14 protein-coding genes and 1 pseudogene are annotated in these 24,882 nt (G+C 66.3%); 2 read left to right on the forward strand and 13 right to left on the reverse strand.

Annotated features, from left to right (window positions below):
• Window positions 1–231: 231 nt before the first annotated feature.
• The 5 genes from sbnA to ATK36_RS04410 are packed head-to-tail and all read right to left on the reverse strand — an operon-like array spanning window position 232 to window position 8,495.
• Window positions 232–1,218 carry a 2,3-diaminopropionate biosynthesis protein SbnA gene (sbnA, locus tag ATK36_RS04390; RefSeq protein ID WP_098510334.1) on the reverse strand — a complete coding sequence of 329 codons (987 nt, stop codon included), beginning with the start codon at window positions 1,216–1,218 and terminating at the stop codon, window positions 232–234.
• A gap of 44 nt (window positions 1,219–1,262) precedes the next feature.
• Window positions 1,263–2,330 carry a 2,3-diaminopropionate biosynthesis protein SbnB gene (gene sbnB, locus ATK36_RS04395; protein WP_098509927.1) on the reverse strand — a complete coding sequence of 356 codons (1,068 nt, stop codon included), beginning with the start codon at window positions 2,328–2,330 and terminating at the stop codon, window positions 1,263–1,265.
• Window positions 2,327–3,331, reverse strand: a complete 1,005-nt coding sequence (locus ATK36_RS04400) for a TauD/TfdA family dioxygenase (RefSeq protein ID WP_098509928.1) — start codon at window positions 3,329–3,331, stop codon at window positions 2,327–2,329. Before ATK36_RS04400 ends, sbnB begins: the two co-directional genes overlap by 4 nt.
• A 25-nt stretch (window positions 3,332–3,356) precedes the next feature.
• Complete coding sequence (locus ATK36_RS04405) at window positions 3,357–5,840, reverse strand: non-ribosomal peptide synthetase (protein WP_098509929.1); 2,484 nt, start codon at window positions 5,838–5,840, stop codon at window positions 3,357–3,359.
• A 48-nt stretch (window positions 5,841–5,888) separates the two neighbouring features.
• Window positions 5,889–8,495, reverse strand: a complete 2,607-nt coding sequence (locus ATK36_RS04410) for a Pls/PosA family non-ribosomal peptide synthetase (RefSeq protein ID WP_245914312.1) — start codon at window positions 8,493–8,495, stop codon at window positions 5,889–5,891.
• A 204-nt stretch (window positions 8,496–8,699) separates the two neighbouring features.
• Here ATK36_RS04410 and ATK36_RS04415 point away from each other — a divergent pair, with 204 nt between their 5' ends.
• Complete coding sequence (locus ATK36_RS04415; protein WP_211291781.1) at window positions 8,700–10,172, forward strand: ISL3 family transposase; 1,473 nt, start codon at window positions 8,700–8,702, stop codon at window positions 10,170–10,172.
• A 153-nt stretch (window positions 10,173–10,325) separates the two neighbouring features.
• Here ATK36_RS04415 and ATK36_RS31240 read toward each other — a convergent pair whose 3' ends face one another.
• Window positions 10,326–10,526: a hypothetical protein gene (locus ATK36_RS31240; protein WP_141544368.1), complete on the reverse strand. Its 201-nt coding sequence runs from the start codon at window positions 10,524–10,526 to the stop codon at window positions 10,326–10,328.
• A 290-nt stretch (window positions 10,527–10,816) separates the two neighbouring features.
• Between ATK36_RS31240 and ATK36_RS04420 the strand changes: the two are divergent.
• Window positions 10,817–11,208 (forward strand): annotated as a pseudogene (locus tag ATK36_RS04420) (site-specific integrase); the annotation flags it as partial.
• Window positions 11,209–11,476: 268 nt separating this feature from the next.
• Here the strand turns inward: ATK36_RS04420 and ATK36_RS32735 are convergent.
• The 7 genes from ATK36_RS32735 to ATK36_RS04455 form a co-directional block, all read right to left on the reverse strand.
• Window positions 11,477–12,196: a winged helix-turn-helix domain-containing protein gene (locus tag ATK36_RS32735; RefSeq protein WP_245914314.1), complete on the reverse strand. Its 720-nt coding sequence runs from the start codon at window positions 12,194–12,196 to the stop codon at window positions 11,477–11,479.
• Between the two features lie 252 nt (window positions 12,197–12,448).
• Complete coding sequence (locus tag ATK36_RS04430; protein ID WP_098509930.1) at window positions 12,449–14,038, reverse strand: hypothetical protein; 1,590 nt, start codon at window positions 14,036–14,038, stop codon at window positions 12,449–12,451.
• Window positions 14,039–15,202, reverse strand: a complete 1,164-nt coding sequence (locus tag ATK36_RS04435; protein WP_098509931.1) for a hypothetical protein — start codon at window positions 15,200–15,202, stop codon at window positions 14,039–14,041. It lies immediately after the preceding gene.
• Window positions 15,203–15,217: 15 nt separating this feature from the next.
• On the reverse strand, window positions 15,218–16,312 hold the full coding sequence (locus ATK36_RS04440; protein WP_098509932.1) for a hypothetical protein: 1,095 nt from the start codon (window positions 16,310–16,312) through the stop codon (window positions 15,218–15,220).
• Window positions 16,309–19,938, reverse strand: a complete 3,630-nt coding sequence (locus ATK36_RS04445; protein WP_098509933.1) for a hypothetical protein — start codon at window positions 19,936–19,938, stop codon at window positions 16,309–16,311. Before ATK36_RS04445 ends, ATK36_RS04440 begins: the two co-directional genes overlap by 4 nt.
• A complete protein-coding gene (locus ATK36_RS04450; protein WP_098509934.1) occupies window positions 19,935–22,274 on the reverse strand; it encodes a hypothetical protein in 2,340 nt (779 codons plus the stop codon). Before ATK36_RS04450 ends, ATK36_RS04445 begins: the two co-directional genes overlap by 4 nt.
• A gap of 6 nt (window positions 22,275–22,280) precedes the next feature.
• A complete protein-coding gene (locus tag ATK36_RS04455; protein WP_098509935.1) occupies window positions 22,281–24,857 on the reverse strand; it encodes a DUF6603 domain-containing protein in 2,577 nt (858 codons plus the stop codon).
• Between the last annotated feature and the right edge of the window lie 25 nt (window positions 24,858–24,882).

Raw genomic sequence — 24,882 nt, forward strand, 5'->3', positions numbered from 1 at the left:
CACGCTGGACAAGCCAGCCGATTCCGCACACCCCAACCACACAACAAGATCAACAACACATCAAAGATCCACAACGAAACCCGATCGGTGGATCCAGGCTAAGGACCATTGGGCCGATGGCCTGCGCGACAGCGTAGGCAGATCCGTACTCGTCCAGCCGATCCAGGGCCAGGCGGACAGCCTTCTCACGGACCTCGGGCGGGTAACGCTTCGACGCAGTGACCATCATTCTCACGAAAGGAAGTGGCCCCCAACCCGTGACGGTTCAGTGAGCACATTCTCACCATAAATGCCTTGTAGCCAATTGGTCTGGTAAATCGTATCGAGGTAGCGCTCACCGAGGTCGGGGGCGATGGCCACGGCGGTCAAGTGGTGCGCGTCGTGCGTGGACAGCCAGCCGGTGGCCCCGCTGACCACCGTCCCCGTCGAGCCACCGAACAAAAACCCGTTGCGGGCCAACCGATGACAGGCACGGACCGCGTCGGGCTCCTCCACGAGAATAACCTCGTCCACATAGGATTCGTCGAGCAACTGCGGGCGTACGCTGGTACCCAAGCCGGGCAGCATTCGGCGGCCGGTGGGGCCGCCGAAGGTAACCGAGCCGGCACTGTCGATCGCGATGACGCGCACCGGCCGGCGCCACTGCCGGAAGTACCGCGCACAGCCCATCAGGGTCCCCGTGGTGCCTGCACCGATGAACAACACGTCCAGGTTCGGGAACGCGGCGGCGATCTCCGGCCCCGTCCGGTGAAAGTGTGCTCGCCAGTTGTTCGCGTTGCTGTACTGGTTGAGCCACACATACCGATCGTCAGAGGCACACAACGCGCGCACGTGGTCGATGCGCGCGCCGAGGAAACCATCGTCCGCGTCGGGTTCGGTGATGATGTGTACCTCGTTGCCCAGTGCCTCGATAGCCCGCCGCGTCGCCAAGTTGCAGCGCGAGTCGGTGACACACAGGAACCGGTACCCCCGACTGGCCGCGATCATGCTCAGCGCGACACCGAGGTTGCCCGACGAGGACTCGACGAGGATCGAGTCTGGCCGCAGCAGGCCGTCACGCTCGGCCGAGTCCACCATCTCGGTCGCGGCCTTGAGCTTGATGGAGCCGGCGAAGTTGAAGCCCTCGCATTTGAGAAACAGGGAATACCCGAGGCTCCATCGGAGGTCGACATACAGATCGTCCTCGTTGAACGACTCGGGAACGGTGATGACTGGCACAGTGATCTCCTCGTCTGCCACAGGGCCAATGGGTGGTCGGCCGCTCAGCCATACCGGCGCAAGTCGTGGAAGAAGTCCTCGATGATATGCAATCCACCGTCGTGGGACACCTGATCGTAGACGAATGTGCCCACGGCCAGGTCCAGTACGCCGAGCCCGAAGGGGGAGAAGATCAGTGGCCGGTCCGCTGGTGGGGTGACCCGGGCGGAGATCACGTCGTCCAGGGTGCCGAGCAGGAAGTCCCGGTTGCCGGTGCGCTGTTCGACCAGGTGCGGTGACGTGCCGGCCTTGAGGCAGTGGTCGATGTCGTCGACGATGTTGGTTGAGGCCACCAGGATCTCCGGTGCCAGGTCACGCAGGGAGATGTGCAGTACCAAGGGGTTGTGTGCGAACCATGATGGGTCGTGTACGTGCGGCTGGCCGGCGATGGTCGCGAAGACGACCAGGTCGCTGCTGCGGATCAGGTTTTCGGCGGTCTCGTGCACGCTGATCTGGCCGGTGACCCCGGACTGCTCAAGATAACCGCGAAAGCCGGCGGCACTGTCCGGGCGCAGGTCGTGCACGCCGATCTCGTCGAAGGTCCAGCCGGTGCCGGCGAGGAAGGTGTGGATGTAGCGGGCGATCAGGCCGACGCCGACGAATCCGACGCGCCGGGGGCGTTGCCGGTCGCGGCTGAGCCAGTCGGCGGCCAACGCGGCGGATGCGGCCGTCCTGGTCGCGCTGATGATGGAACTCTCCAGGCACGCGAAGGGGTAGCCGGTCGCGGGGTCGTTGAGGATCAGCACCGCCGATGCCCTGGGGATGCCGGCGGCCACGTTGCCCGGGTAGCTGGAGATCCATTTCAGGCCGGCGACGTTGGTTTGCCCGCCGAGGCAGGCGGGCAGGGCGATGATCCGGTCGGCTGGGCGGCCGGGAAAGCGCAGGAAGTAGGAGGGTGGGTTGACGGAGTCGCCGGTGCCGTGGACTCGGTAGGCGTCCTCGACCAACTCGACGATCTGGCTCTCGCGTCCGGACAAGGCCTGGTGCACTTGGGCACCGGAGATCACCGCGAATGGTGGAACGGTGATCGGCTCGGCGGACGCGGAGTTGGCGGCGGAAGGGATTGCGGTCATCTGGTTTTCACCTCGACAGTGGGGGAACAGTCGGAAAGACGTACCGCGTCGGCCAGCCCGACGAGTACCTCCCGCGGTCCTTCGAAAGCGTCCCTGCTATGCGCGGTACGGATGTTGTCCACAAGCATGAGGTCTCCTGCCTGCCACGGCTCGCGCACGGTGTTGGCCTCGTACACCTGGTTGAGCAGTTGCACGACGTCCTCACCGATCGGGTCGCCGTTGCCGAACCTGGTGTTGAACGGCAGCCCGTCGGCGCCGTAGATGTCAACCAGGTACTCGTGCACTTCGGGGGCCAGCGTCCATTCGTTGAGGAAGGCGATTTGGTTGAACCAGCAGCGTTGGCCTGTGACCGGGTGCCCGACGATCGCGCTGCGGCGTTGCCTGGTGCGCAGATCGCCGCCCGGCTGCCATGCGAATTCGATCCCGTTGGCATGGCAGTAGTCCTCGATCGCGGTGCGGTTCTCGGTGCCGAACACCTCGGTGACCGATGCCCCGATCTCGTCGTTGAAGCTGCGGGTGAGCAGCCAGCCCTCGCGCTCGAACCGTGCGCGTAGGCCGTCCGGCAGCGCGGCCAGTACGGTGGGCGAGTCGCAGACTCCCGTGGCCCCGCCGGCGGTCGGCGGGCTGAGGCACGCGAGCAGCATCAGCCTGGGGAACTCCAGGGTGTAGCTCAGTTCGTGGTGCATGCACATCGGCTGGTTCGGTGGCCATGCCGTCGAGGAGTACACGCTGTCGGGGTAGGCCGTGCGGGGTGCGAAGGCTTCCCGCTCGGTCATCAGATCGGCGGTCAACTTCCCGAACACCGCGGCGACCGTGGCCTGATCGGCGAGCCCGAGGCCGCGCACCAGTACCGCGCCGTGTTCGGCGACCAGCCCGCGTACCGTGTCCCGGTGTGTACTCGCCCAGCCGGCCGCATCGCCAGCGGCGTCGACCCGCAGCAATGCCGGCAGGCCGGGGCACAGGTCCATCTCGTGCGGGGTTGCCTTGGACAAGGACGACATCGTGATTCCCTTCGGTTGCCGCGGTTCAGGACGAAGCCAGTGGTTCTGACCTGCCGTCGATCAGCGCGGCCAGATCGGCGAGGATCGGGTGCTTGGTGACGTCCTTGAGCGAGACCGCGCGGTGCAGGGTGATCGCCAGCTTCACCGCCGACAGCGAGGTACCGCCCCGGTCGAAAAAGTGGTCCCTGCGACCGATCCGGCCGAGCTGGATGCCCAGCACCCTGGCCCATGCATCAGCCAGCCACCGCTCGGTGTGGGTGCTGGGTTCGGGGTAGTCCTCGTCCATGGCGTCGAGTTCGGTGGCCAGCGCGGTGAGATTCTTCTTGTCTACCTTGCCGTTGGCAGTCACCGGCAACTGTTCGCGCCAGTGGAAGGCCGAGGGCATCATGTACTCGGGCAGCGCGGCGCCGAGGCCGTCCCGTAACAGGTCTACGTCAAGAGGCTGCCGGCCGGAGTAGAACGCGACCAGTCGCGCGCCCTGCCCGCCACGTTGGGTTACGACCACCGCGCCGTCGCGCACTCCGGGCACCCGCAGCAGGATGTTCTCGATCTCGCCGATTTCGATGCGGAAGCCGCGGATCTTGACCTGGGAGTCGCGCCGGCCGAGGAACTCCAGCTTGCCCTCTGGCAGCCAGCGGCCGCGGTCGCCGCTGCGGTAGAGGCGGGCACCCGGCCGGTGTGGGTCGGTCGTGAACGCCAGCCTGGTGCGCTCGGGGTCGTTGACGTAGCCGCGGCCGACGCACACCCCGGAGAACACGATCTCGCCGGGGGCGCCGAGCGGGACCGGGGCGAGATGCTCGTCGACGATATACACGCGAACGTTCTGCACCGGTGGCCCCAGCGGCACTCGTTCCCGCTGCGGCGCGTGGTCCATCACTTCGTGGTTGGTGTCGTCCGAGGTCTCGGTGAGCCCGTAGGCGTTGACCAGCGTGATACCCGGCATCGTGGCGAACCAGCGTTGGGCCAGGTCGGCCTTGAGCGCCTCACCGGTGACCGACACGCACCGCAGGTCCGGCAACGCGACCGCGTTGCTTTCCATAAAGGACAGTACGACCTCAAGGTAGGAGGGCACCACCTGTAACACGGTGACCCGGTCCCGCATGAGCTGATCGACGAACCGCTCCACATCCAGGACCACGTCCTGCTCGATCAGCAGCGTGGTGCCGCCGACCAGCAAGGCGGAAACCAATTGCCACAGCGAGATGTCAAAGCACTGTGGAGCGACCTGCGCTACCACCGCGTCCCCGGTGACACCGAGGCTGTTGATCTTGGCGTGGAGATGGTTGATCATCCCGGCGTGTTCGCACATCGCCCCCTTGGGCTCGCCCGTGGAGCCCGAGGTGAAGTAGATGTAGGCAAGCTGATCGGCGTCGACGGCGATGGTGAGATCGCCGTCGGCGTGGTCCTCCTCATAGGCGGCGTCCACGAACAGTGTGCGGACCTCGGGAAGCGATTCGACGGCCCGGCGCAGGGTGGTCGTACTGCCCAGTTCGGTCAGTACCAGCTCACACCCGGCCCTGCGCAGGGTGGCCTCGATGCGATCGGCAGGGAAGTGCGGTTCGATGGGCAGGTAGACGCCGCCGGCCTTGAACACGGCGAGTACGGCGGCCAGCCAGTCCAGGTCACGTTCGGTCACCACCGCGACGACGCCTTCGCGACGCAGCCCGCGCGCCACCAGCGCCCTGGCCAGGAGGTTGGCGCGGGCGTTGAGTTCCCGGTAAGACCATCGTCGCTCGCCACATACGGCGGCGATGGCGTCCGGGCGTTCGGCGACGCGGCGTTGGAACAGTTCGTGGCAGCGCAGATCCGGTAACTCCACACGTGGCCCGGCCAGCCCTTCGAGCTGCAGCTGTAATTCCCCGGCGGAGAGCAGACTCTGTCCGCTGTGCCGCGCGTCGATGTCGGCGTGGATCAGCGTGAGTGCGCTCAGGTGGTATCCGATGACACGGTCGGCACTGTCCGAGTCCAGCACATCGGTTCGGTAGCGCAGCCGCAGCATCTGTTGCTCGCCCGAAACGCCCACCCGCAGCACCGTGCCCCCGGCAAGCGGCCCTACGGCGCCGGTGGGGTCGAACACCGTGTCGAACAGCGGCTCGGTGATGCCGAGTTCGGTACGCAGATCGTCGATGGCGAAATCCTGGTAGGCCAGGATTTGTGATTCGATCCGCCCGGTGTGCTCGATCAGTTCGCGCCAGGACGCGGATTCGGTACTGAGCCGGCAGGGCAGTGGCAGGCCACCGGTCTCGGTGACGTAGCCGGTACGCACCTCGTGTTCACTCGACAGCGCGGCTAGTACCTTGGCGTGCGCTGCCAGCAGTACCGAACTCAGCGGCACGCGAAGTTGCTCTGCCAGCAGCCGGATTGTGGCCATGACCCCGACGGGAATCGGTGCCTGGCGTTCGGTGACGCCGGCGACAGGGGTGAGTGTCCATCGGGGGATGATGGTACGGCCGCCAGCGGTGAGTACTTGACGCCAGTGCTCGCGGTCGTCCCCCTGGCCGATTGTCATGGGGTCGTCCTTCCCGTACTTGTCGTTGTCCCACCAGGGCTTCTGGCCCTACTGGTCGTGATCGGCCCGAATCTGGCGCGCCGGGTTCCCGCCCCATCGCGCGTTGTCGGGGACCTCCTCACCCTTCATGAGGAAGGAATCCGGGGCGAGGACCGAACCCGGGCCCATCGTCACGCCGTAGTGCACCCAGGCGCCGACACCGACGGTGCAGCCGTGACCGATGGTGATGCGGTCCATCTTGAAGCCACCGTCCTCCTGCGAATGGCACTGGATGTTGGCGCCGGCGTTGAGCGTGACATCATCACCGATACTCACCAGCGTTTTTTCATGCATGGCACAGCCGTCGTCGAACAACCGTTTGCCGACCCTGGCTCCCAGAAGTCGCCACGCCACGCCCTTGAGCGGAGTGCCACTGAGTACTTGCGTGTGCACGGTCGTCGCGGCCGCTTTCCAAAACCGTTCGTGCCGCCAGAACCGCCGGTCATAGATCGAGCACGACAGCGGGTTCTGCGGCCTGAGCAGGACCGTTATCCGCTCCACGGCTATGAAGTAGACGATTCCGTAGACGATCGTGACCACCGAGCCGACCGCGAGCAGCGGTCCGCCGACCGCGTTGTAGTAGACCGCCGAAACCCAGGTCAACAGCACCAGCCCGAAGAAGAACAGCCATTGGTGCAGTGCGTAGAGCAGCATGGACGCCGCGTTGTGCCGGGTCTTGGCGGCCAGCCTGCGCCGGAACTCCGCCGGGGTCCTCGGGTGGTCGAACTGGCTGTCGCGCTCCACCGAGCGCGGGATCTCGAAGCTGGGCGAGCCGAGCAGTCCCACCCCTTCCCGCACCGGACCATCCAGGGGCACCAGGACCCTGGTGGCCAGCAGGCAGTTCTCTCCGGTCCTGGCGCCGGCGGGGTAGGCGACGTTGTTGCCGAGGAAGTTCCGTGCCCCAATGGCCGTCCGCGACAGGCGAAAAGAGGTGCTGGTGTACTCGGCGTTGATGATCGACAAACCGTCAGCGATCATCGTGCCGGCCCCGGTCGAGACCAGGAAGGGGTTCTCGAACTTTTCCTGCAACCCGAAGTTGGAGCCGGTCTGCTCAGCCGTGGACACCTGGCAGCCCAGTGCGCTCAGGTAATGCACGATGGCCGAGCTGTCACCGAAGATGGTCTTGAAGAACCGCATATTGGTGAGCACTCTGATCAGGCGGTGTGCCGAGTATCGGAAGCCGTAGAGGCGATAGACCTCGCCTGGGGTGATGGCCAGGTTGAGCAGACGCGGAAGGCTGATCATGAGCAGGAAACCGATCAGCCGCAGGCCGAAGTACAGTACCCAGGAGACGATGAGGGCCTTGCCGTAGAACGCCGGGTCGCTGAAGTCCAGCGCGGCCGTTCCCAGCCCCAGCACCGGGCTGAGCTGCGGCGCCGCGGTCAACAACAGGCCGAGCAGACCGAACACCAGTGGGCCCAGCAGCAGGACCATGGTCAGTGTCTGGCGCACGGCGAACATGGCCCGCCGGAACCTGCCGCAGGCCCTCGGTCCGACCCGCCGGTAGTTCACTTCGGCGGGCACCGCCGGTGAGCCGTGCCAGCTCTGACGGTCCGGGACGGCCTGTCCGGCGTGCAGGGACGAGGTGTGTCCGAGCTGGGCGCCGTCGCCGAGCCGGGTGTCGATGTCCAGTACGGACATCTCGCCGATGTAGGCGTCGGCGCCGACGGTGACCGCGCCGGTCTGGATCACCCCGGCCTGCGCGCGGTAGGTGGTGAAGTAGGTGTCCTTGCAGATCACTGTGCCGTCGCCGATGGTGAGCAGGTCGGTGCACACCGGGACGAAGTGCGAGAAGATCGTCACTCCTCGCCCGATCTTCGCGCCGAGTGCCCGCAGGTACAGCGAGTAGAGCGGGGAGCCGACGAACAACAAGGCCAGCAGGTTCCGCTGGACCAATGTCTTGACCACCCAGAAGCGGACGTAGGCCAGGCTCCACAGGCGGATCTGCTGCGGTCGCCAGCGTCCGATGAGTATCCATTTGAGCGCGATCGGAAGCGTGCACAGCATGACCAGCACCACGGCGCCGAAGCCGGCCGAGCGCAAGTAGTAGTCAAGCAGACCGCTACCTGCCGAGACCCAGCCGGTGCCCGCACTGAGCACCTCGGCTACGAGTAAAGAATAGGCCAGGAAGGCCAGGACTTGCAGGACCCCGCAGCCGACGTATTCCAGCGTACCGGCGCTCCGCGGTGGCCCCGTCGGAGCCGGTGGAGGCGCTTCGGCAGGGACGTCCTGGTTCTCGGCCAATGCCGAGACGAGACTGACGATGGTCGGATTCCTGTAGATGTCCTTTATCGACACCGAGGGAAGGTCCGCCTGCTTGCGTACCCGTGCGCAGAACTGGGCCATCAGCAGTGAGTCGGCCCCGAGATCGTCAAAGAAGTTGCTGTCGACCGCCACGCGCTCTCGACCAGTGATATCGGCCATCACCTCGGCAAATGCGCGTTCAGCGTCGGTCGCCGAGTCGGAGCGGGCGACCGGTGACTCGGTGAGATCCATATTCTCGATGATCGCCCGACGTAACCCGCGTGTAACCCTCTCGGCGTCAGAATTGACAATTTTGCAACCTGTTCGACACACAATGTGTTTGACAAATACCACATAGGCGAAGGTTGACATTGAGACCGCGCAAAGTATGGCGGGTCTTTGAGCTTGATCGGGGAGAGGTGTCGGCCTGCTTGATGGACTGTCGCCGTGTGTGATCGTTGTGGTGGTGGTCTGCCCTGGGTGGAGAAGACCCGCGGTCCTTGTGGATCATGACTGTTGTCAAGGCAATCTGATCCTCAAGAACACGCGGGCATGCTCAACGATACAGACGCGACAGTGTTGTTCGATCTCGACGGGGTGGCGGTAGCACGTGTCTACCGGGACAGCGACGGCATCCGGGTGGTGCAGGTGGTCACCGCTGATCAGGCTGCCCGTGTCTGTCCTGGCTGTGGGACAAGGGCCACTCGGGTCAAGGGGCTGGTCACGACCCGCCCGCGCGATCTGGAGCACGGTGGTGGACCGGTTCGCCTCCAGTGGCGCAAACGCCGGTGGGTCTGCGGCGCGACCAGCTGTCACCGAGGCTCATTCACCGAGCAGATCCCGCAGCTCGCTGCCGGAATGCGCACCACAGGCCGGTTGCGGCGGGCGGCGGGCGTCGCGGTGGTCGATGGCGGGCGCACCCTCACCCAGGCCGGCCGCGATCTTGGGCTGTCCTGGCCGACCGTGCACCGGGAGTTCACCGCCTACGCCCGCCAGGTGCTGCCCGGCACACCAGCGCCCACCGACGTGCTCGGGGTGGACGAGGTCCGTCGTGGCAAGCCCGTGTGGGAGCAGGATGAACAGACCGGAAAGTGGCGTCTGGCAACGGATCGCTGGCATGTCGGCTTCGTGGATGTCACTGGCAGGCAAGGGTTGTTCGGACAGGTTGAGGGGCGGGCCACGACCGTCGTCGTGGACTGGATCACCGCTCACGACAGCGACTGGCAGGCATCTATCCGGTACGTGGCCATCGATATGTGTGCGGTCTTTCGGGCCGCCGTACGCCGCGCACTGCCGCACGCCCAGGTGGTGGTGGACTGTTTCCACGTCGTCCAGTTGGCCAACCGCAGGCTGGCCGAGCTGCGGCGTCGCTGCACCTGGGCGCAACGACGGCGGCGTGGCCGGCGCGGCGACCCGGAGTGGGCGGTACGCGGCCTATTACGCCGCAACGCCGAAGACCTCACCGCAGAACAACGAGACACCCTGACCCGCACGCTTACCGAGATAGGCACCTACGGACGCTGGATCCTGACAGGCTGGCACGCCAAGGAAAAACTCCGAACCCTGCTACGACTGACCGCTAAACACGCCCACACCGGCCCGGACCGCCACGCGATCTCCAACGCCCGATACCAGTTCATGACCCACTGCCTGGACTCCCGCCAGCCCGAACTGATCAGCCTCGCCCAGACCATCGACGACTGGTGGGACGGCATCGAGGCCTACATCCTCACCGGCATCACCAACGCCGCCAGCGAAGGCAACAACCGGTTGATCAAGCTGGAAGCCCGTAACGCGTTCGGTTTCCGCAACCCAGCCAACCAACGCCTGCGCTCACGCTGCGCAACCACCCGACAAGGCCCGACGAGACAGACTCCCCGATCAACTTTGAAGACCCAGTATGGTTCAGTTGTCAAACTGGACCATGCGCGCCAATTGGCTAATTGCCAACGGTCGAAGATTTGTTGTCAAAGAAGGCGGAGTGTGACCCCTTGTGGTGTCCGCCAAGGTGAGGCGTCACACCTTGGTGGTAACACCCTCCCCCGTTAAGGTGATTCTGTCAAGATTAACCATCACTGGTCATCCCTGTAGGGGTGGAGCCAACCGGGGGTGTCATGCCTGCCTTATTCACGTTTCCGCTTGGTTTTGAGTAGCGCCGAGCCGGGTGTGGGTCAAGGCGCAATGCCGCGTAGCACAATTTGATCATATTGCACGAGAGGGAGGGATCATAACGGGTGTGGTGGAGCGGAGGCCGGTGGGTTTCTTGACGGGGTCGGTGGCTTCCTTGTCCAGGTCGCCGATCGCATCGCCGAGGCCGAAGTGGCGGGTTTGATGAGAACCGGCCTGCGGTTGACCGGTGCGTTGCCCTGAGTGCACTGCGCCCGCACCGACCAGCACACGCATGATCACGTGCCACCCTCAGCGTGGCGTGCGAGGAATCGACGACCCCGGTGCTTCCCCGGTCACCATCATGCGGGGCAGGACATCTCAGCAGCGATCTGTGGACGCGCTGTCATCGGCATGTCCGCGCGTTCGTCGCGGTCGCTCCGCGCCGAGCGGCTATCCGCTTGTCGAGTACCACCGAGGCCCGGCGACGACCCATGTCACTTGCCGCGTGGTCGACGGCGTGTCGCGTACTCACAGGCCCGCTCGTGAGGCCGACGATCAGGGGGTCCCTGTCCGGGTTCTTCGGGGTGCGGCCGGTGCCATCTTCGCCGCCGCTGATCGCGATTCTGCACGAGCACCTGAACACGATCGGCACCGCGGCGGACGGTCGGCTGTTCCGGAGTCTCGCTGGCGGGGACGTCGCGGAGTCGACCGTCGCGCGGGTGTGGGACAACGCGCGCCGCGCGGCGTTGACCGGGGAGGAGTACGCCTCGCCGCTCGTGAAGCGGCCCTGCGACCTTCGCCACGCGTGCGTATCGACTTGGCCGGCGTGCCTTCCACGCAGTGCGCCGAATGGGCGGGGCACTCCGTGGCCGTCATGCACCAGATCTACCCGAAGGTCATCGCAGGGCTGGAGGACGCAGCGCACCATCGGATCGAGCCGGCGCTCGACTGGCACGATGACGACGCCGAGGAGTAGGCCGGGGGTGTCCCCTGAGTGGAACAAAATTTGGGGGCGTATGGGGGGTGAACAACCGTTCATGATCGGTCCCCGCTGGTCACCGCGGGACCCGACAGCACCGGCCACTCGCTTGTCTGGCCTGGTTATGGGGCCGGTTCGGGCTGGTGAGATGGGGTGCGCCCGGTGAGATTCCGGCAGCTTCAAGGCCGCACTCGTACTCACCCAATTTGAACACGGCCGACTCAACTGAACGTCGTTGAGATCACCTCTATGAACGGTAACACTGTTACTGCGGGGACGTTCCGCCGGCTGAGTACGAGGAGACGTTCCACCGGGCGGCCGCCGACGCCGGCGCAGCCAGGAGAACCGGTGTCGCAGCACCGGAGTTTGGCCGCGGGGTGCCCAGGTGGCCCGCACTACGGGCAGCAGGGAGAATCCGCTTTCGTCTTGGAAACAGATCCAGGCTCCTCGGCGTCGGGCCCCTTTTTATCCTGGGCCACTCGGTTTTCACCCAGGCTTCGATGGCCTCGTCGTTGCGTTCGACAGCACGGCGTGCGGGGCGTTGCCTGCTCCAGCCCAGCCGTTCTCGCAGGATCGTCCACGTCTGCGTGGTCGAATACCGCACCCCGGTGACTTTCTCGATCACCTCGGACACTCGGGCCAGCGTCCACATGTCGGTGGGATACCCGTTCGCCTTCGGACCCTCGGTCAACACCGCCTCCACCTCGTCGATCTGCTTACCGGACAACCGTGGCAACCGCCCCGCCCGCCCGGCGCCGACCAGGGCGTCGCGGCCACCGTCCTGCCACGCCCGATACCAGCGCGACGCAGTCTGCGCCGACACCTCCAACTCGGCGGCCACATCCACCTGCCGCTTGCCCCGCTTGAACAACTCCACCGCGCGCATACGGCGTTCCCGCAATGCCTCGAAATCCCGACGAGCAGGAACTTTCTTGCCACCACGGGACTTTCCCCGGACGCCCGACGACCGCGAACGCTTCACCACCGCAAGATTGTCCTACCCGGCAAAGAGAAACACCCACAACGACTCACCCTATTACCGAAAGATCTTTAGCGGGCAGGCCGGGGCCCGGATCCGCGGCTACGGTCTCGACCGCACGCAAACACGGGCCCACCGCCTTCGAAGCGATCCTCGCCGCCATCACAGGAAACCCCTGGACACCAACACCTTCACCACCACCTGAACAGTTACGGTGCCGGTTCTTACCGGCACCAGCACTCACAAGGTCTGCCAGGCTCACGGTACCTTGGCGATCACCATCTGCTGGGTCTCGCCCATGTTCTCGAGCCGGTGCTGTAGCTTCCTGCTCTCGGCGTGGTACTCCGAAAGCGTCCCGCTGGAGACTCCGACCCAGACCGAGGTGGAGTCCGCGCCGACACACACCCATACGGCCCACCGCAGCGGGTTCCCGATTTCGTTGAACTCGCCGACCTTCTTGTTCTGCGCCCGGTCCACGATACTGACGTGATTGTGGCCGTGGTGGCTGACATACAGCCGTTTTCCATCCGGGCTCAGCGCAATGTCGTAGACGTCGGCACCCAGGTCCGGTGAGGTGCTGGTGGTCCTGGCCTTCAGGTCGATCCGGGTCACCGAGGATTTGCCGCCGACGTAGGCCCACTCTCCCTTCGCGTCCACGCTGACCGCGCCGGTGGCGGGCACATTCGGGATGGTACCGACGGTCGACCCGGCCGGGGTCACGATCTTGGTATCTTTGCTGGTCACCAGCAGGTTACCGTCCGGTAGCGCGGTCACCGCACCGACGATGGGCAGCGCCGGGAGTTCGGTCAGCTTCTCGGTGTCGAAGACCATCAGCTGATCGCGCACCGGGACGTAGAGCCGGGCGCTATCGGCGCTGACCGTTGTCTTTCCCAGACCCTGGTAGCCGGTCTCCAGGGTTTTCTTGGCCGTATTAGTGGCGGTTTCGATCACATTGATGGTCCCGGTTTTACGTCCGGTCGCGTACACACGTTTCCCGTTCGGCGCGGCAGAGACATGGGTACACTGCTCGACGGTTTCTTTGACCTCGGCGATCTTCTTCTTGGTTTCGGTGTCCATCACCTGGACCGAGCATGAGGGTGGCCAGGTTCCTTCGAGAGCCCTGGCCTGCGCGAGGTATAGGATCGGCCGGGTGGTCTGCCCGCCGAACAGATAAGGGAGGCCCTGCCAGTCCCTGGCGATGAACCGCATGGCGGAGTCGGCCTTGTTTTTATTCGAATCCCAGCCGACCAGCTTGTCCCTGAGAAACAGATAACCCAGGCCGGTGTCAGGATTGTCGATGGCCGCGTCGATTCCACCGGCTATCTCCGCCGGTGCGTCGTGGATGGCGCTGGCGATTGAGACGGGTTTGGTCGCCGACATATCGTCGAGGTCGACCGTGGCGCACTGGCCGCCCCGGAAGAAGTACGCCGTGTGGTTCAGTGCGACGAAACAAGCGTCTACCCCGTTGGCGAAATCGGGAGCCTTTTTCGCCAGGCTGGAAAAGACATTACCGATCAGCCCGGATCCTTTGAGTTCGTTGGCATCCGGGTCGAACTTCGCCACCTGGTTACCGCAGAACAGATAGACCAGCCGTTTGTCCGGTTCGCTCGAAGCGCCGATCCCGGCGGAGCAGGCGGCGTCGATTCCCTTGCTCAGGAAGTGGCTCGGGAGATTTCCCCAGGGGATCCGGATATCGGTGGCGGCGGTGACGGCCTTGCGATCCGACCAGGTACAGGTCACCACCTGGGTGGTCCTGATCAGGAACGCGCGGGCCGGTTTATCGCCGCGGGCGGGCAGGCTAAACGCGGCCGTGAGGCCACGGGCCGGCACGGAACGGGTAGTACTCATTCAGCGTTCTCCTCGCCTCGTCTGGGCTGGTCGGGCAGAGAGCAGACCCGTGCCGAAGCCGAGCCAGTTCGTTCGGGGGCTAAATCCGCTCTTCCCGGAGTGGGTGATGTCCAGCAGCGCGCCGGCCGGGACAGCGAGGACGAGTGGTGCGGCACATTCCCCATCCTGCTTGTCCCGGGTGTTCACAGCGGCCGTGTAGGTCCAGGAGCCCTTGCTGAGGCGGACTCGCGCGGTCGCCGGGGTCATGTCGACATGGCTGCGGACGGACACCGTCAGCAGGCCGTCGGTGCCCGCGATGAACTTGTTGTTCTCCGCGATGACCGTGCTGTGCTCCGGGTCGAGAGTGAGCTTGCCCGAGCCCGCCGCGATCGACTGCCGGCTGGACAGCAGCCGGGCCGTGCCGAGCACGGTCAGCTTTCCGGTGATGAGATCGGGTTCGGCGACCGTGACGAAGGTGCTCAGCGTCCGGGTGACCGCGGGAGCACCGGATTCCCGGTAGTCCAGCCTGAGCTGGAAGGCCGTGTCCTGCCGGGGATACAGCGTCCACTGCCGGACCTTGTCGGCGATCGGCTCCTCAATTCCGCCGTAGGACAGCACATAGGAGGCTCCCGGCCGGTCGGTGGCCTCCCAGCTCAAGGTCAGCGCGTAGCCACGCTTGACCAGAATCCGGTCCGGCCGGAAGTCACCGAAGGCGAAGCTCTTGGGCAGCTTGGCCAGCACGGCGGTAGCCTCCCTTGAGGTGATGGGCTTGCCGGACTGTTCGGTGACGACGATTTTGGCGGTGCCGATCATCTTGTTCACTTTGATCCCGCCGATGGTCAGCGTGAACGCACCCTCGTCGCCCGGGGGAACCGTGGGTTTCTTCGGCTTGGCCAGATAGACACCACGCTCACCTTGTACCTTGGTCAGTCTCCAGTTGATGTCGCTGGAAACCAGTCGGCTGAACGTGTCTTCCTCGGTCAGATCGGTCGGCTTCGGCCCCACCGGCAGGGTGATGGTGATCTCTTTGCAGATGGCATTACGGTCATCGTCATTGCGGATGGTGACGGTGATATCGGCCAGCGTCTCCTGAGCGTCACTGATCTGCACCGGGTCCGGATCGGTGTATCCCACACAAGTCAACAGGCCGTCGCCGCGGAAGGGAATCGGAGTCTTGCCCGGCATGGACATCCCGGCCGCCTAGTCGATTGGGCCGAGCTTGCCGGCACCGAGCGGACACCAGGTCGCCTCGGTGTCCACCCCGTCGAACCCGCTGGCGTTGACGAAGACCGTTGCCTTTCCTGGCACCGGAACCAGCAGGTTGGCCTGGTCGGACGAGTTCAGGGACCTGGCCACCGAGACGGTTTTCTTTTCCCCGCCTGCCAGTTTCACCGACACTCTGAGTTCGGCGGTCTGCGAGCCCTTGGACCGCACCCAGGCCATCAGCATCCCGTCGGTCTCGGCCCGGTAGCTCTGCCCGCCGACATACCCGTCGACACGCTGGTTTCCCAGCAGGGAAACGACTCCGTTGGCCCTGAGATCACCGACCTCGAGGTCCGGTTTGTCGACGATGACGGTGGTGGTCAGGCCGTACCTGACCTCTTCCCCGGTACCCTTTTTCGTAATACCCAGCAGCATGAATGCGGTGGTCTGCGTCAGCTTCGGGGAGGTCCACTTGCCCTTCCCATCCTTGATGAAATCGTTCACGCGCTCCGCGACCTGGCTGTCCTTTCCGTAGTAGAGCCAGTAATCGGGGCCGGCGGTGCAGCTCCAGGTCAGTTCGACCGTCTCATTCTTGCCGATCAGGTTCTTATCCGCTTGGAAGCTCGTGATCATGACGCCGGCGGGCATCTTGGCGACCTGGAAAGCGCCGGTGGCCAGTGCCGCAGCGCCGGGCTCTGGCTTCTCGCGCACGCTGAGCATCGCCGCGCCGGTGTTGTGGTTGACCTCGACGTTGGCCAGCCGCAGCAGCACCGTGTCCGGGGGCTCCAGCCGGGCCGGGCTGGCGGCACTCGGCCGCAGTTCGAACACGCCGCGCTCGCGGACGACCTCCCAGCCCGGCGTGATCTCGGCGACCTCGATCCGGTCGGGGTGTGCGGTGAGCGCGTCGCTGCCGGCACCGACCGGGAGTTCGAAGACGATCTGGTCGCAGCTGACCGGATCGGCCCGTCGGCTAGCCAGCTCGATGACCAGTTCCGCGGTGGACACATTGTCCGCCGCGCTGACCTGGACCAGAGCGGGGGAGGTCCGCACGGAACAGGTGAACGTGGTCTCCGGCTCGGCAGAGGTGGTCATGAACTCGTCGCTTCCTTACCGTTGTTGTCACTGGCCGCATCGAATAGCAGATAACCGCTGCGGGCGTGCGGCACCGGCCCCGGCAGCGTCGCGGAGGGGTCGGCCGGGGTGATGTCCCAGGTTTGCCATTTGGTCGCTTCAGTGGGTTCGGACCAACGCCAGGTGCCGCGCCACGCGGTGGGTTGTGGCACGGCGATCGCGGTGGTCGGCGGAGTGCCGGGGACGGTCGACGGGATGGTGCGGGCCGCCGCGAGCAGCGGGTCCATCCGGAAGGCCGGGCGCAGCCGGTGCAGTGCGTCGGTGAGCAATCGCGGCGGCAGCCGCAGGGTGACCGCAGGCAGGATGTCGCTGACCGCGTACACCTCCGCCCTCGGATCGACCAGGAGACTCAGGTAGGCGGTGCCTGCCAGGTCCTCTTCGCCGACCGTCGAGGGCAAGGCCAGATCGGCGGCCGTGATCGGCTTGAGATACCGGTCCGGGTCCTCAACCGGGCGCAGCGGGTTGACCGCGAACATAGCCTGGTAGTCGATGTCCTCCGGGGCCGGTTTGTCGAGCAGGCCATCGGTGCGGCCGAAGTAGCCGATCAGGCCGTCGGTGGACAGTGCGTGCGCCCCAAGCCGGACATTCCAGCGCTGTGAGGGTAACGGCGGCGCCGGCTTCCTGACCTCGGCCCACGTGGGCTCGGCCGCCGGGATTCCGTCCTGCTCCAGCCGCACCCGGGCTCGCAGCAACGCCACCGGACGCCCGACCAGCAGGGCCAGGTTCCGTTCTTCGGCGCCGGGCGGTGGGTTGATCCGCTGCAGCGCGCCGTCCACGGACTTCCGGAACGCCTCGAAGCAGCGTGCTCCCCGGTTTCGCAGGCTGCTGAGAAACCGTTGCAGGTGGGGCAAAGCCCGCTGGAAGGCCGGGTTTTCCAGCGAATCGTATGGTGAATCGGGAAGACGGCTCCATTCGATGACCCGGTCCGTGCCGTGCAGTACCACGCGCAGTTCACCGAGGCCGCTGCCGTCAGGTGCGTAGACCAGCAGCGACTGGCTGAAGTGGTTGACCATCAGCCAGCCGGCGACTGGAGTCCCGGCCGCCGCGGGGGCATCACCGGACAGCGGGCTGGCGTCGGCGGTGCCCACGAATTCGAACCGCAGCCGGGCACCCCGGTCCAGCCGGGGCGGCAACTCCAGGTACCTGGCGTCACCCATCGACTTGTCCGGGGTCATCCGCTCCGCCCGCCACACCGCTTTACGCAGGTAGTTGGTGCTGTTGACCACCTCGGCCGCGCGGCCGAACCGATCGGCGACGGCCAGGCCGTAGAAGTAGAACTGACCGGCGCGGGCCGGCTGGAACCGTCGTGAGTCCGGGGTTTCGAGATCCGGTACCGAGGCGTAGGCCTGCCCGGCCAGTACCTGGCCGAGCTGATCGCCGGGGACGAGGTTGCCCGCGGGCAGGTGCCGGGTGAACCACTCGTTCACGCCGTCCATGGACAACGAAAGCAGATCCCAACCCGCCACCATGTCGCGCAACTTCGCCAGCTCGTCGATCGGTGCGTGAGGGTGTGCCTTGACGTACTGGTCGATCCTGGCCCGCAGGTTGAAAGTGGGCACATTGGCCAGATACGAACGGCCCTTGATGTCAAGGTCGGGCTCGGTCGGCTTGACACCCTGCCAGCTGTAGCGATCCCGGTCCGGATCGTACTTCCAGTGGTACTGCCCCGGCGAGTAGTACGGCGCTGGCTGGGCTTTGATGTGCCACACCAGGTAGGTGGGGGACCATGGCTGCTGCCAGCGGGTGAGGAAAGCCGGCACTTGCCCGGTGACCGTGACGCCAGCGGCCTTGGCGATCACGTCCTCCAGCAACCCGCCGGGGCGGACGGTGACTTGCTCCAGCACGGAGAACTCCCGCAGCACCGCGGTCAGGGTCGCGGGATCGGGCAACCCCTCCAGCTTCGGTGCCACCACGGGGCTTGCCGGAACGATGACCTCGGATCCCGTGACGACCTTCGAGATAAGCTGGGGGACCCGGCGGCAGGGCAGTCTATCCGGGAAGGACACCGGTTCCTCTCCTCTGACCCCGCAGAGCATGACCACCGGGTCGACGGGCCGCTGGAACGGTTGCCGCGCGGCCCGGGTGATTACCCGATGCCGCACCAGATCGCCGCGTTCGTACGCCTTGGCCTGGAAATTGTCGATGCTGGTGCGCAGCTCGGCCTCGGTGTCGCCCCACGGCACCTTAGGCCGCAGGCCGCCCGAGCCCCGCAGCCGGTCCAGCTGCTGGTTGACCGACTTGGCCAGCCCTTCACGCGCCGGGTCGAGCTGGACGTCGCACCAGGTGTCGAAGTCCGCCGGACGGCTCGACCCGCCGACCCCGCGCAGCCACCACAGATCGTGCAGCCTTTGCTGGTCCCGTAACAGCTCCCGGGTCGCCACGTCCACTCGCTGCTGAGCGGCGTTGAGCGTGTTGAGCCAGGCGTCCTCGGCCGCTTGTTCCTTCGGGGTCAGCGGGGGCCACGGCTTGTCCGGCGGCGCGGTCTTGTCGCTGACCTCCCAGGTATAGCCGCCGCCCGCCTGGCTGAACCAATTCCGGTGCGTGGCCATCCGCAGGGCCGCACTGCCACCGGCACTCTTCACGAGGTGCCCGCGCAGCTCGGCGACACTGTCGAGCAGGCCGTACATGAACGCCTCGAGCAGGCTGGTCAGCTCGGGCTTTCCGGTCTTGCCCAATACCATCGCTGTCACCGCGTCCGCGGAATTCGCCCCGACGGAGACGTCGATCGGGTCGTGGATCCCTGGAATCCTGGACTGCGGCCGGTCTCCGGTGCGTTTCCAGTGCAGTCCGAGTACCGAGCCGACGTAGAGTGCCCTGCGCTCCAGCCCCACCGGATCGTCGAGCTGCCACTCGAGTTCGGCCAGCGCGGCAGGCAGATCCGTGCCGGTGACCGCCAGGATGTCCTGTGCGGAATGCCAGCCGATCACCACATAGCTGACCATCGCCTCGGCGATGTCCACGGGCTTGCCCGTGCCTTCACGCTGTTTGAGCTGATCGTGCAGGGAGAAGACGTTCTGGTTGTACGGCTGGTACGCGGCGAATCCCGGTACCTGCGGGCCGATCGCGGTCAGGTGCGGTTTACGGCCCTGCAGCGGGGGTACGCCCTTGGTCGCTGTCAGTTCGTGGAGCTGCCCGACCAGCGTCGCCTCACCACTGTCCGGGTCGAGGTAGGGCGAAGTACCTTCGTACTCGTCGAGGTAGTCGCTTTCCACCAGCCAGCTCGACATCGACGGGGTCGCGCTGTCCCCGACCGGCCGGTGGTAGCGCACCACCAGCCAGCGGTTGGGCACCGTCGGGAACTCGACGCGCTCCGGCAGCCCTTTGCCCGCGTCGGCAGACCGCTGTACGCCGTGGCAGAGAGCTTCGGGCAGCTGCCAGTGCAGATACACGCCGCCGGTCTTGGGGAAGTTCTCCTTGGTGATGGAATGAAGCCCCTCGCCGGGCCGGGGCTCCGGGCTTTGCCTCTCCGTAAGCATGCTGTCGAAGCTCATGTCCCAGCGCAGAAAGGAATCGTTCGTGGCCGAGCCGAGATTGACCTGCATGGCTTCCACCCGCACCGGCACGATCACCGGTCCGCTGCTCGTCATCGGTTCTCCTGTCCGCGGCGGAAGGTCCACTGTTGTGAGCCGTTGACCAGCTGGAGGCCGAACGAGGCCGGGCTCAGCTCTCCGGTGAGCTGCCCGAGCCCGCGCAGCGCCTCGGCCATCGCGGGTACCAACGCCGTTTCCTTGGTGCCCGCGGCGAGGTTGAGCACCGCCGGTTTGGCCGGGCTCGTGGTGGTACGCAGGAACCGGGTGATCCCGGCCGGGTCACTCTCGGGTGGGAAGGACTGGCCCAGCGACTGTCCGATCAGGACACCCCGGGCCGCCTTGAGCGCTCGCAGGTCGATCCGCCCACCCTTACCGGACGGATCGAGTTCACTGTCGATGCCGACGCTCAGCTCCTGCGCCGGTTCGCGCAGCACCACCTTGTCCGGTACGCCGTCGAACAGGCAGAGCAGGATGTCGGGTGCTGGAGTTGTCCTGCGCCGCACCGCAACGGGATTGTCCCCTTGCCAGGCTTCAACGATCAGGGCCGGCCAGCCGCTGATCAGCGGTGACCGGACGAATATCCCGGCTCGCGGATGATCCCCGACGCGGTCGACGAGATCGCCGCGCAGGTGCTCGGTCAGCCTGGTGTCGAGGCTGGTGCTGATCCCGGTGCTGAGTACCCCGTCCACCGCGACGTCCACCCAGTCGGGATCGATGTACCAGAACCGGATCCGGCCGGCGGGTAGCATGCTCTCGTGCGGCACCAGGTGCTCGAACGGCACTGCGGCGAGCACCTGCCACGGGTCGATCGACGGCAGGACCGAGGCGGCAGCCCTATCTTCGGCGGTCTCGGCTTCGGTTTCGGCGGCCTCGCTGGCCTCGGATCCAGCGCTGTACTGTGCGCTGGCGGCGGGTGCTGGCTCGGCGGCGTCCAGCCCGAGCAGGGCGGCCCGCAGCGCGGTGCGCACCTCGGGAGCGTCCAGGTGTGTCACCAGGTCCGGCAACTGCGGCGGCGCGGCGGTAGTGGGCATCGGCACCGGCTCCTCTCCCCGCGGCAGGCTGCCGGGGGTGAACACCTCGGTGAGTGTCCGCACGAGGCCCGGGTGGCCCAGCTCGTCGAACTGGTCCCGGATGGCGTCCGGGCTCAGCATCGCGGCCAGCTCCGGGGTTGCCGGTGGCACCTCGGGCAGGTCCATCAGCAGCCGGGCTGCCCTCGACCTGGTCTGGCTCAGCTGCCGTACGCCCGCGGTCAGGTCCGCTTTCGCCAGCGCCAGCGTGCGGCCCAGTGTCCACGCCGCCGCATAGCTGACGTCGAACACGCCGTAGTCCTCCAGGTACACCAGCGCTTCCTCGGCTGAGGCGCGGTACTTTCCCGTTTTGGCAGGCAACCCGGACGGCGGATAGGGCACGAACGGCCCCCGGTACCAGGCGAAGCTGCTCTCCCCGGAGACGGTGCGCAGATTGACCGGCAGATAGCCCGCCGCGATCCGATCGCGGGCGGCCTGCTCGGCCGCGGTGCTCGAGCTGGTCAGTAGCGGCATCCGTAATGCCAGATGTTCATTGGTTTTTGTCGGTTCCGACGGCGGGTCCGCGATGGTCAGGGCACGGGCCAGGCTGGAGAAATCACCACCGGCCTTGGCCCGCGAGGTGAACGACCAGGACCACAGCGAGATCAGCCGCAGGTACTTCTTGCCCTGAGGCAGCGGTGCTCCGTCCGCATAGGAGGCCAACCCCTCCAGGGAAACCAGATGCGTCTGATAACGCACACCCTGCCCGGTTCGGTCCAGCGGGAACCGGTTGCTGATCACCAGGCCGAATCTTCCGGTGCCCTCGGCACCGCGCACGCGCACGTGACCGAGATAGGGAAGCTCCGCCTTGCGGGGCACCAGCTCGGCGAACAGCGTGCCGTCCACGTCGATGGTGTGGCAGCCGCTTTCCTTCAGTTCGTCGGGCACATCGGACAGCGAGATCGGCGGCAGGAGGACGTCGGGTTCGGTTCCCGACAGCAGTTCCTTCACGGTGCGAGTGCTGATCGGGCTGCTGCCACCGTGCAGCTCACCCTCGGCGAAGACCAGCAGGGCGAGCCACGGGACCCTCTTGTCCTCCGTGGCGCCCAGCTTCCGGTCCCAAGGCAGGATGGCTCGGTCCAGCGTGATGTGCGGGAGCAGCCGGCGGAAGTCGCCGGAGCTGTCCGGCGCGGGCCGCACCGCGTGCACGAAGCTGGGGTCCAGCGCGAAGCGCGGCGCGCGTACCACGAACTCCTGCTGCGTTGGCAGGGTGAACGTCTCCGCAACGCCGCTGCCGGTCACCGTCTGGGTGGCTCCGATCCGGTACTTCCCCGCGCTGGCGACCGGCAGATAGTTGTCGTGGAACAACACCGGTTCACTGGTCATCGCCGTTCACTTCCCGGTCAGCAGGGGTTCGGCCGCCATGGTGTTGCCCACCATGGCGGCGTACTTGGTCAGCGGCCCGTCGGCCAGTGGGGTGAGCTTGGCCAGCACCGTGTGCAACGCGGTGCGGGCGGTTGCCTTGCCGGCGATGTTCTCCTTGATCAGGGTGATTCGGCTGGGTGCGCCCGTCCGCCATACCGTGGGCTGGGGCAGTACCGGCCGCACCGACGGCGGCAGGGGCAGTGCGGCCGCCTCCGAGGAGTCGAGATCAAGCGCGGCCCGGCTGGAGGCGATGGGGTTCTTGGCCAGTTCCGGCTTCGGCACGGTCACCTGGAACCCGACTAGCCGGTCCGGCAGCACCGCCGCCTGTTTCTTGTCCAGCGCCGAGGTGCTCGCGTCCCCGGTGCCCCAGAGCGCTTGAGGGATGCTCTCGACGAGCTTGCCGATCTGCCAGCCGAGTGTGGGGTCGTGCAGGGGGATCTCGACCGGCGTTCCACCGTCCACTCGCCACACTTGCAGGCTGTATTTGCTGGTCAGACTGCGTTGCCCGGTCGGTCGCACGTCGACGGTCGTCCCACCCTGGAACGGATGCGTGCCGAGAAGCAGTTCGGACGCCGGCATGGCGGACCTGGTGGTGAAGGTGAAGCCATCCGAGGAAACCACCCACGGCGCGCCCTTGACCGGCTCGGCGGCCGGGTGCGGCTGAGCGAGCAGCCCGGCGATCGGCTGTGCCGCGACGACCTCGGCAGGCAGCAGCTGCTCGCGGAACTGGGACCAGGTCAGCGCAGGTTTGCTGTCCGAACCGGACCCGAACTTCACCTTGACCGTGATGCCGAGCGCCTTGATCCTGGCGATCCCTCCGGTCGGCGGTCCCCACAGATCGAGGGAGACGCTGACCTCGGCGCGCAGGGTGCCGAGCCAGACGTCCAGCGAAACCCCGGCGGTGATCCCGATGGACACGCGGAAATACAGCGGCGACCATTCGATCAACGCGTCCAGCCAGGCGGTGAACCACGCTTTCACCGGTCCACCGTGGAAATTGACCGCGAGCCGTCCGCCGACCATGAACGCCTTCGGGGTGAGCGCGCAATACGCTTCACCGCGCACGCTGACCTGATCGGACACCGACCAGCTGAAGCCGAGCCGTTCGACGTCTGGGTAGTGCATCGGCCGGGCGAAGCCGGGGTGATAGCCGCCGATGGTGAACACGAAGTCGCCGGGATGCTTGCTGCGACCGAACCACAGGTAGAAGGCGGCACCGCCGGTGAGTCGGCAATCGTCGCTGATCAGGAACGAGCCGGGCGACAGGCTGGCGTCGAGCTGGAGTAGGTCCTCCGACGACCGGTACAGCGCGCGCAGATCCAGTCCCACCCTGGCATAGGCCCGGCCGGTTCGCGGGAACTGCGCGGTCGCCCTGCCCAGCAGCATGATGCTGAAGTATTCGCCGACCTGGACCAGCGCGACCGCCTGGGCGGAGATGAACCGGAACGAGTCCACGGTGAGCCCCGCGGCGACCCACACCTGGCCGGGTACCTCGTGTACCCATTTCCCCAGTTCCTTCAACACGGTCAAGTCCGGTTTCTCACCGGCGCGGGCGCGACCGGGCATGAGCGGGAACTCGTCGAGCTGCTTGAGTTCGGGCAGGTCGACGCCGCTGTTGTAGCCGAAGCCCAGCGCGAGACCGGTGACCCGGAACGGCGGCGGGCCGATGCCCTGGCCCGGTTTCATGGCCAGCTCACCGAACAGGAACAGCGACGGCTGACCGCTCTTGGGCTGGGCGTAACCGCCCATCGCGGCGACGCTCAGTGCCGGGGTGCGCACGACGGCCGCGCCCCGCACCACCACCGAATAGCGCGAGGTCGGCGCCTGCCGCTCGTTCAGCAGCGCACCGGCGATGGTCAGCGGCGGGCGGTCGTAGCCCACGCTGAGCCCATCCAGCCTGCCCTCGATGTCCACGTCACGGCGCAACCGGAAGCCCAGGCCGAGGCCGTCGACCGCGAGCTCCACTCCGGACGCGCTCAGCGCTGCCCCGACCAGCAGCCAGAGCCGTCCATCCGAATAGGACACACCGACCCGATCGACGCGAACCGGTCCCAGGGTGCGTTTGACATCCAGCCAGACAATGGGTGCCGCCTGATTCGGTGCCTCTGGGCCGGTGGTGGCGATCTCGGTGGTGGCTGGCTTGCTCAGCGGCACCAGCAGCGGTTTCGCCGCGTTCTTGCCGATACCGATCCGTGCGCCGACCAGTACGCCACCGGGCAGCCCCTGTTCCGGCAGGGTCGGCAGGTCCTTGCCGACTTCGCCAATCAGTGCGTCGATCCGCTGTGCCTGCCCGGCGTCGAGCCGGGGGCCGAGCACTACCTGCAGGCTGTCCAAGCGAACGTCGAGGTCCGGCGGGATCTTCGGGCCGACCACGGGCAGCGAGGACAGGTTCGCCTTGACCTTCACGCGCAGCAGCAGCACTCGCAGTGGCTTCGCTCCGCTGTTCGTGGGTTTCGGATCGAACGCCATATTGGGGTGATAGTCGGCCTTGTGCGGTTTTTCCGTCGCCGGCGGGCTGATCGGCTGCGGGCTTTTCCCGTTCACCGGTCTCGATCGTCTCTGGCTCGGT

The sequence above is a fragment of the Amycolatopsis sulphurea genome (genome assembly GCF_002564045.1).
GTDB lineage: Bacteria > Actinomycetota > Actinomycetes > Mycobacteriales > Pseudonocardiaceae > Amycolatopsis > Amycolatopsis sulphurea.